Origin of the sequence: Synechococcus sp. R5-12 (genome assembly GCF_047502655.1) — a bacterium.
Lineage (GTDB): Bacteria > Cyanobacteriota > Cyanobacteriia > Thermostichales > Thermostichaceae > Thermostichus.
The window spans coordinates 1-8,448 of sequence record NZ_JANSIM010000106.1 but is presented as its reverse complement, the minus strand read 5'-3'; the positions used below and the strand labels follow the sequence as shown (position 1 = coordinate 8,448).

Here is an 8,448-nt window from a genome sequence, read left to right as displayed (position 1 = left end):
GCACGGGTTGGAAGTTGGGTTAGAATTGGTGGTCATAAGAGTGATTTTCCTCTGATTGCCGTAAGGCGTTGAGCACTTACCCGGCAGACGTAGATTTGACCCGGCACTGCACGTGATTTTCCTCTGATTGCCGTAAGGCGTTGAGCACTTCTGGGGTTAGCCGCCTTGGGCCCGTTACGCCTATGTGTGATTTTCCTCTGATTGCCGTAAGGCGTTGAGCACTCCACACCTCAATTGCCAGTGTTCTGACCGGTTTTGGTGATTTTCCTCTGATTGCCGTAAGGCGTTGAGCACGCCCTGAATCGATTGGCACGGCTGATACCGTAACCGTGTGATTTTCCTCTGATTGCCGTAAGGCGTTGAGCACAAAGTCTTGACACTGCCTGAGATGGGCCAGCGCATTGAGTGATTTTCCTCTGATTGCCGTAAGGCGTTGAGCACGCGGACTTCCGACCATAATCGGAGGTGGGATTAAAGTGATTTTCCTCTGATTGCCGTAAGGCGTTGAGCACGGGCAGTGCCTGACACGACAGAAGTGGGCTTCCAGTGATTTTCCTCTGATTGCCGTAAGGCGTTGAGCACGACTGGTAGACCGCCCAAGGGACGGCGACTCCGCTCGTGATTTTCCTCTGATTGCCGTAAGGCGTTGAGCACGGACGTCCACCGGGCCCATGCCCAGGCAGTCGAGGTGATTTTCCTCTGATTGCCGTAAGGCGTCTTGCTTTCCCTCTGCAGGTTTTGCATCCGAACTCGAGGCAGAGATGGGATCAGATGACTTGGCCGTCGGATGTTATTCTCCCCTTGAGTTTACCGGCCCGCTCTTCGGCCTCCTCCATAACCCTGTCCAGCTGCTCCAGCACCTCGCCCGGATGCTTTTCCAGCACCCGCAGGGAGAGGGCCATCCGTCCCTTGGCCTCATCCACATCGATGACAACAGCTTTGATGCGTTGGCCTGGTTTGAACAAATCCGGTAGCGAGGCTACAAAACTTTGGCTGACCTGCTTGATGTGCAACAGCCCGGTTACCCCTTCTTCCAAGTCCACAAACACACCGAAGGGTTTTAGTCCGCTGACTTTGCCTTCCACCACTTGGCCACTGGTGTAGCGGCTCAGGTTCTCGGACTTTACAGCCGCCCTTTGGGAGAGCACCAGCTTGTTGGCTTCTGGGTTCACCTCGATAAAGCTTGCTGTCAAGGATTGCCCCACCAACTCCTCCAGACTTTCTCGTTGGCTGAGGTGGGAGCGGGGAATGAAGCCGCGCAGCCCCTGCACATCCACCACCACCCCCCCTTTGTTGGTGGCGATCACCGGAACGGTTACCGTCTGGCCGTTGGCTTGCTTCTGGGCCAGCTCTTCCCAAAGCCGCTTCAGCCTCAGCCGCCGCGCCGAGAGCACAATTTGTCCTTCTGCATCTTCCCGCAGGATGAGAAACTCGGCTTCTGTCTTTAAAGGAAAGAGCGCACTCAAATCTTCCCCTGGGCGGATCCCTGCTTCCTTGAGGGGCAAAAAGGCCGGGGATTTGCCGCCAATATCCACCAGAGCGCCATCGTTCTGATGTTGGAAGATGCGGCCTTGCACCACCTGCCCCGGTTGAAAGCTGAGGTTTTGCTTGTCTAAAGCCTGGGCAAAATCTTCCGCGGAAAACGTATCGGCAGCCTGAGAGCGAGAAGAGCGAACGGTCATGGAAGGGCTCAATTCGAAAAGCAATGGGTTTCAGGATAACCCAAAACCTTCCAAGGATCCCAGCCTCTGGCTTAAATGTAGTACATAAGCCGAGCTTGTTGCTGTTGTGCCTGCCGGTCGCAGAGGTCTTGTAGGGTGGTCTTCTGGAGAATGGCTACCGCCGCAGCTTGGGCATCTTGCCAGGCCTTCAGGAGCACTTCCCGCTCTGGGGTGAGATCGCCCGAGGGCAAGTCGCGGGAGCGGCTGAGATCTTCCCCCTCGATGGCCTGGATAACATCCAGCAGCGAGATCTGCCAGGGTGCTCGGGCCAGGAAGTAGCCTCCCTTGGATCCCCGTTGGCTGCGCACCAACCCCTGTCTGCGCAAGGTGGCCAGCAATTGCTCCAAGTAGCGGTCGGGTATGGACTGATGAGCCGCAATTTCTTTAATCTGCAGCACCTGGCCATCGCTGTAGTGCTGGGCCAATTCCAGAAGGGCCAGGAGAGCATATTCACTTTTGCAAGACAGTTCCAAGATATCCATCCTTGTGGAGGGCTTAGGTCTATGATACTCCGGTTTTTTAGTGGGGTTTAGCGGGATCCCGCCCTGAGCTGGCAATGGGATCCAGCCTGTAAGGTGGAATAGGCCCCTTTGGGAATGGTTTATGGCGAGTGTCGGCAGCCGGTCTGGTTCAGCACGGATCCCAGCGGAGCGATTACAAACCTTGCACCAACAGATTGGCAAGCTGATTGCCAATATCGAATCCGTGTTTCAGGGCAAATCGCAGGTGGTGCAGGCGGTGGTCACGGCCTTGGTTGCGGAAGGTCATGTTTTGCTTGAAGATGTGCCCGGTGTAGGCAAGACCACTTTGGCGCGGGCCATCGCCCACAGTTTGGGAGCCAAGTTTCAGCGGATTCAATTTACCAGCGACCTATTGCCGACAGATATCCTTGGCCTCACCCTTTTCAACAAAGAAAAAGGGGATTTTGAATTTCGTCCCGGCCCCATTTTTGCCCACGTGGTCTTGGCGGATGAAATCAATCGCACCTCGCCCCGCACCCAAAGTGCCCTGCTGGAGGCAATGGCGGAAAAGCAGGTTTCGCTGGACGATCGCACCTACCCGCTGCCCAGCCCATTTATGGTGTTGGCCACCCAAAATCCTTTGGAGTACCACGGCACCTATCCCCTCCCAGAAAGCCAGTTGGATCGGTTTTTGGTACGGCTGTCGATTGGCTACCCCAGCCCTGAGGTAGAGCGAGCTTTACTCTTGCAACGGCAACAGGCCGAGCCGGTGGATGCTCTGCAGCCGGTTCTCTCCCTGATGGAGTTGCGAGAGATTCAGTCGGCGGTGGATCAGGTGTATTTGGATGGATCCCTGGCGGACTATCTTCTGCAGGTGGTGCAGGCCACTCGCGTGTCCAAGCTGCTGCGGGCGGGGGTATCCACCCGTGGAGCCCTGGCCTTGGCGCGGGCAGCACGGGCTCAGGCGCTGGTGAAAGGGCGCAGCTTTTGTCTACCAGAAGATCTGCAAGCACTGTTCGTGCCGGTACTGACCCATCGGGTTTCTCTGGCCGGGTCGGGAGAGATGGCCGGCAACCGACGGCAAGAGGCTGAGGCGGTGATTCGGGATATTGTCTCCACAATTGAGCCGCCTGTTTGAGGGATCCGTAGCAGCAATGGTTAACTACAGCAGTGAGTCGGGTCGGATCCGGGGATCCACCCACATCAGGAGCAAATCGGCCAACAAATTGCCCAGAATGAGCATCACGGCCCCCAGCAGAAGCCCCGCCATCACCACATTGATGTCGAAACTTTGAACAGCCTCCAAGAGCAGCTTGCCCAGCCCCGGCCAATTGAAGAAAAACTCGGCAATAAAAGAGCCGCTGAGCAGATTGGCAAACTCAAAGCCCAAGATCGTGATCAAGGGGTTGACGGCGTTGCGCAGCGCGTGCAACCAGATCACCCGCCACTCTGGGATCCCACGGGCCCGCGCCGCCTGGATGTATTCCTGCCGCAGCACATCCAAGAAATTGCCGCGCGTAATCCGCTGCAGCCCGGCAAAGCTGGTGATGCTCAGGGCCAGCGTGGGCAGGAGCAGGTGGCGGCCCAGATCCAGCAACTTTTCCCCCAAACTAAGCTCGGCAAAATAAACACTGGTCATCCCCCCTACCGGCAGCCAGCTCACGTTTTGGGCCACAATTAGCAGCAAAATGGCCAGCACGAAGCTGGGCATGGCCTGGCCCAGGTAGCTGAGCAACTGCAACGCCCGATCCAGGGGGGTGTTCTGCCGCAGCGCCCCCAGGATCCCTAGGGGAATGGCGACCAGCCAAGTCAGCACCACAGAGGACACCGCCAACAGCAAGGTAGCGCCGGCGCGGGAGAGGATGAGCTGTGCTACCGGCACGCGATAGGTGTAGCTCACCCCGAAATCCCCTTGCAGCAGGTTGCCCAGCCAGGTCAAATACTGCCAAACCAAGGGCTTATCAAACCCCAGCCGCGCTTCCTCTTGGGCAATAAACTCCTGGCTGACACTGGGATCCGCCCGCAAGGGATCCAAAAAATCTCCGGGGGCCAGCTGCAAGAGCAAAAAGCTGAGCACCGTGATCAACAGCAGCACCGGCACCGCTTGGGTCAGCCGCTGCAAAACCAAGGCCAGCGGCGGCCAAAGGCCAAAAGCGCGGGAACGGGAAGGCGGAGAGGAGGTTACAGCCACAGATGCAGATGGATATTCGGATATGCTCTTTGAGTTGGATTCTTGTCGAACTATGCTGACATCCTTGCGGCCAGATTTCCAGTGTGGGGTTTGCCAAGTCGAGCGGCTCTCTTGCAGGGGAATTGAGGGCTCAGGCAGTCCGGCAGACAGAAGCTGAAGCGGTACACTAGTCAGAAGCTTTTTTCATCGAGTCCCGTTGGGAAGACCTCTTGCGAAACCTGTTTCTTACCGGCGCTAGCGGCTGCCTGGGGCACTATGTGTTGGAGCGCCTGGCCCAGCAAAGGGATCCCGAGTTTCCGGAGCGGCCCGCCTACCACCTGTACGTTCTCATCCGCGAGACCAGCCGCCTACGGCTGCCCCTGGAACGGCTGCCCGCCCCTATCACCCTAGTACCCGGCGATCTCCTGCGCATCCGGGAACAGGCTGCCCTGCTACGGCAGATGGACGGGCTGATCCACATGGCGGCAGCTTGGGGGGATCCCGCCCTGGCTTGGGCCGTGAATGTTACCCACACCCTGGAGCTCTTTCAGTTGTTGGATCCGGAGCGCTGTCAGCAGGTGATCTACTTTTCCACGGCCAGCCTTTTGAACCAGGACCTGGAGCCTTTGGCCATTGCCGGACGGGCCGGCACCGACTACATCCGCAGCAAGTACGAGATGCTGCTGCGGCGGCAGGAAAGCGGCTTCTGGCCGGAGCGCCTGCTCACCCTTTATCCCACCCTGCTCTTTGGCGGCAGCCCCCACCACCCCTACTCCCACATCACTGCCGGCCTCAAGGACGTTCTCCGCTGGCTGGATCTGATCCGCTTTTTGCGGGTGGATGCCAGCTTCCACTTTATCCACGCTGCCGATGTGGCCGAGATGGTGGCCTATTGGGTGGCCCATCTGCCTGGTGGCGGCGATTGGGTGTTGGGCAATCCCCCCCTCTCCTGGGATGAATGTGTGGAACAGATGTGTGCTTATTTCAAAAAACGGATCTATTTCCGAGTGCCTCTGCCCCCGGCTCTCGTTCGCGGCTTGGCCTTTCTATTTCGGGTGCGGCTTTCAGCCTGGGATGAGTTCTGTCTGCGCCAGCGCCATTTTGTTTACCCGGCCATTTCCCCAGAAACCCTGGGTTTGCGCTGCCACTTCCCCACCGTGGCCTCTCTTTTGGATACCTACCTCTAGACCACCTTTGAGTAACAGTAGAACTGGACGCTACTTCCTTTCCCTCTGGGACGGGGGGATGAGAGCCGAGGACCTAAGGGATCCCACTCGCCTCCGACAGGGATCAGCCGGTGGGGGCCACCGTTTCTCTGATGGCCAAGGCCTGGAGCTGGGCGGCAATGCGCTCGCGGTTGAGGTTTTGCCCAATCAGCACCAGTCGGGTCAAGCGCGGCTCCTGGGGTCGCCAGGGGCGGTCGTAGTAGGTTTCAAATCGGGATCCCACCCCCTGCAGCACCAGGCGCATCGGCTTGTGGGGAACGGCCACAAACCCTTTTATCCGGTAAAGACATTCCTCTTGGGCCAACTGGCGTAGCTGAGCCACCAGGGATCCCGGCTCATAACCTCCCTCCAAGCTGAGGTAGAAAGACTCAAAAGCTTCGTGCTCATGCTCCTCCCCGTGATCGTGGTGGCTGGGGCGGCGCTCGAGCTGGTCTTCCACCGCTGCATTAAAGCCCAAGAGCACTTCTGGGGAGACCTGGCCCCGCTCACAGGGGAGAATTTGGATCCCAGGGGGCAACCGCCGGCGCAGCCAGCTTTCCACTTGCGCCTGTTGCTCAGAAGAGATCTGATCCACCTTGGTGAGCACCACCAAATCGGCACAACTCAACTGATCCTCAAACAATTCCTCAAGCGGAGTCTCATGGTCCAAACTTTCGTCAGCCTGCCGCTGCGCCTCCAGGGCCGCCGGATCCCCCACCAGTTGCCCGGAGGCCAGAGCCTGACCATCCACCACCGTAATCACCGCATCCACCGTGGCGCCTGTACGAATGGTGGGCCAGCGGAAAGCCTGCACGAGCGGCTTGGGCAAGGCCAGTCCTGAGGTTTCAATCAAAATGCAGTCTAGCTCCGCCCGCCGCTGCAACAGAGCTTCCATGGTGGGCAAAAACTCCTCCTGCACCGTGCAGCAGAGACAGCCGTTGGCCAGCTCCAGAATGGGGATGGATCCCTCCCCCTCACACAGTTGGCAATCCCGCAGCAACTCGCCGTCGATGCCCACTTCGCCAAACTCGTTAACCAACACGGCAATGCGGCGGCCCTGGTTGTTGAGCAAAAGGTGACGGATCACCGTGGTCTTGCCGGATCCCAGAAATCCGGTGATGACGGTAACAGGGATCTTGTGCATCTGCTCTGATGACTCAGCGCTCTTCAGTTTCCACCCCAGGCTCTCTTTCTGCCAATCCTTGAGGGGGGGATGCCCAAAAAAAGGCCCCCGGTATGGGGGCCAAGCCAAACCATTGAGACCGTTGTGCTAACCCAAAGTTAGCGGATCGGCTTCATCCGGTAAACCGGCTCGTTCTCGCGGTTGATCCCTTTCTCAAAACCGGCAGCAGCGGCGCGGGCGCGACCGGCATGCCACAGGTGACCCACGAAGAACAGGAAGCCGAAGATGAAGTTGTGAGCAGCCAACCAGGTGCGCGGGCTGGTGAAGTTCACCGTGTTGATCTCGGTAGCCACACCACCCACCGAGTTCAGGGATCCCAGCGGCGCATGGGTCATGTACTCCACTGCACGGCGGGCTTGCCAGGGCTGAATGTCGTTTTTCAGCTTATCCAGATCCAACCCATTGGGGCCCAGCAGCGGCTCTTTCCAGGGAGCCCGCACATCCCAGAAGCGCATCGTCTCGCCGCCGAAGATGATCTCGCCCGTGGGGGAGCGCATCAGGTATTTACCCAGACCGGTGGGACCTTGGGCTTGGCCAATGTTCGCCCCCAGGCGCTGGTCGCGCACGATGAAGGTGAGGGCTTGCGCTTGCGAGGCTTCTGGGCCAGTGGGGCCGTAGAACTCGCTGGGGTAGACGGTGTTGTTGAACCAAATGTAGCAAGTGGCAATGAAGCTCATCAGGGAAACCGCCGCCAAGCTGTAGGAGAGATAGGCCTCCCCAGACCAGATGAAGGCGCGGCGGGCCCAACCGAAGGGCTTGGTGAGGATGTGCCAAATCCCACCGGCAATGCAGATAATGCCGATGTAAATGTGGCCACCGATCACATCCTCCATGTTGTCAACGCTGATGATCCAGCCTTCCCCACCAAAGGGAGATTTGAACAAGTAGCCGAAGATCACAGCGGGGTTCAAGGTGGGGTTGGTAATTACCCGCACATCGCCACCCCCTGGAGCCCAGGTGTCATAGACACCGCCAAACCACATGGCCTTGGCCACCAATAGGAAAGCCCCCAACCCCAACAGGATCAGGTGGATCCCCAGGATGGTGGTCATCTTGTTCTTGTCTTTCCAGTCGTAGCCGAAGAAGGGGAAAGACTGCTCCAGAGTTTCTGGGCCGCGAATGGCGTGATAAATGCCCCCCAACCCCAGCACGGCGCTGGAGATCAGGTGCAGCACCCCGATGACAAAGTAGGGATAGGTGTCAATCACCTCGCCCCCCGGGCCAACCCCCCAGCCCAGAGTGGCCACGTGGGGCATCAGGATCAGGCCCTGCTCATACATAGGCCGATCCGGCGTGAAGTGAGCCACCTCAAACAGCAGCATCGCTCCCGCCCAGAAGACGATCAGGCCAGCGTGGGCCACATGGGCGCCCAAAAGCCGACCGGAGAGATTAATCAAGCGGGCATTCCCAGCCCACCAGGCAAATCCGCCTTGGGTGCGATCTTGCACCACTGCAGAACCAAATGTTGTCGAGGTCACAGAGACCAACCTCCAATGATAGTCAGGAACAAGAGACACCAAAAAAAGTTTAGTTAACGCGAGCGCCTGCCGTTGGGCTCCCTGTCCACTGGGATCCGCGGCAGGGGATCCCTTGGGCAAGCGCTCATCCTCACAGAGCAGATCTCTAGGGATCTACCGCAGCTAAAGTCGAGCGAGCTCAGTGGGTTTAGAGCGCATTGCCGCGGGGGAGGACTTCTTCAGGGAACTCA

Annotated in this window: 7 protein-coding genes and 1 CRISPR repeat array; of the genes, 2 read left to right on the top strand and 5 right to left on the bottom strand. The window is 58.5% G+C overall.

What is annotated here, in order from left to right; translation table 11 throughout:
- Positions 1–40: 40 nt before the first annotated feature.
- Positions 41–724: direct repeats of the CRISPR family, unit length 36 nt; unit sequence GTGATTTTCCTCTGATTGCCGTAAGGCGTTGAGCAC.
- Between the two features lie 43 nt (positions 725–767).
- Together NW843_RS06690 and NW843_RS06685 are read right to left on the bottom strand one after the other, a co-directional pair.
- Positions 768–1,682, bottom strand: a complete 915-nt coding sequence (locus tag NW843_RS06690; protein ID WP_414351627.1) for a S1 RNA-binding domain-containing protein — start codon at positions 1,680–1,682, stop codon at positions 768–770.
- Between the two features lie 71 nt (positions 1,683–1,753).
- Positions 1,754–2,194 (bottom strand): RrF2 family transcriptional regulator, encoded by a 441-nt coding sequence (locus tag NW843_RS06685; protein ID WP_011432485.1) that lies wholly within the window; start codon positions 2,192–2,194, stop codon positions 1,754–1,756.
- Between the two features lie 130 nt (positions 2,195–2,324).
- Here NW843_RS06685 and NW843_RS06680 point away from each other — a divergent pair, with 130 nt between their 5' ends.
- Positions 2,325–3,320: an AAA family ATPase gene (locus NW843_RS06680; RefSeq protein WP_414522469.1), complete on the top strand. Its 996-nt coding sequence runs from the start codon at positions 2,325–2,327 to the stop codon at positions 3,318–3,320.
- 24 nt (positions 3,321–3,344) lie between these two features.
- Here NW843_RS06680 and NW843_RS06675 read toward each other — a convergent pair whose 3' ends face one another.
- Entirely contained in the window at positions 3,345–4,373 is a 1,029-nt protein-coding gene (locus NW843_RS06675) for an ABC transporter permease (protein ID WP_414522468.1), read from the bottom strand.
- Between the two features lie 209 nt (positions 4,374–4,582).
- Here NW843_RS06675 and NW843_RS06670 point away from each other — a divergent pair, with 209 nt between their 5' ends.
- Positions 4,583–5,539 carry an NAD-dependent epimerase/dehydratase family protein gene (locus tag NW843_RS06670; protein ID WP_414522467.1) on the top strand — a complete coding sequence of 319 codons (957 nt, stop codon included), beginning with the start codon at positions 4,583–4,585 and terminating at the stop codon, positions 5,537–5,539.
- A gap of 103 nt (positions 5,540–5,642) precedes the next feature.
- Here the strand turns inward: NW843_RS06670 and cobW are convergent, their stop codons facing one another.
- Positions 5,643–6,701 carry a cobalamin biosynthesis protein CobW gene (gene cobW, locus NW843_RS06665; RefSeq protein WP_414522466.1) on the bottom strand — a complete coding sequence of 353 codons (1,059 nt, stop codon included), beginning with the start codon at positions 6,699–6,701 and terminating at the stop codon, positions 5,643–5,645.
- A 137-nt stretch (positions 6,702–6,838) separates the two neighbouring features.
- Positions 6,839–8,218, bottom strand: coding sequence for a photosystem II reaction center protein CP43 (gene psbC / locus NW843_RS06660; RefSeq protein WP_414383044.1), 1,380 nt, complete (start codon positions 8,216–8,218; stop codon positions 6,839–6,841).
- Between the last annotated feature and the right edge of the window lie 230 nt (positions 8,219–8,448).

What these genes read in the sequence shown, in the direction of transcription:
- NW843_RS06690 (WP_414351627.1), bottom strand. Translation starts at nt 1,682, where the DNA reads ATGACCGTTCGCTCTTCTCGCTCTCAGGCTGCCGATACGTTTTCCGCG.
- NW843_RS06680 (WP_414522469.1), top strand. Translation starts at nt 2,325, where the DNA reads ATGGCGAGTGTCGGCAGCCGGTCTGGTTCAGCACGGATCCCAGCGGAG.
- cobW (WP_414522466.1), bottom strand. Translation starts at nt 6,701, where the DNA reads ATGCACAAGATCCCTGTTACCGTCATCACCGGATTTCTGGGATCCGGC.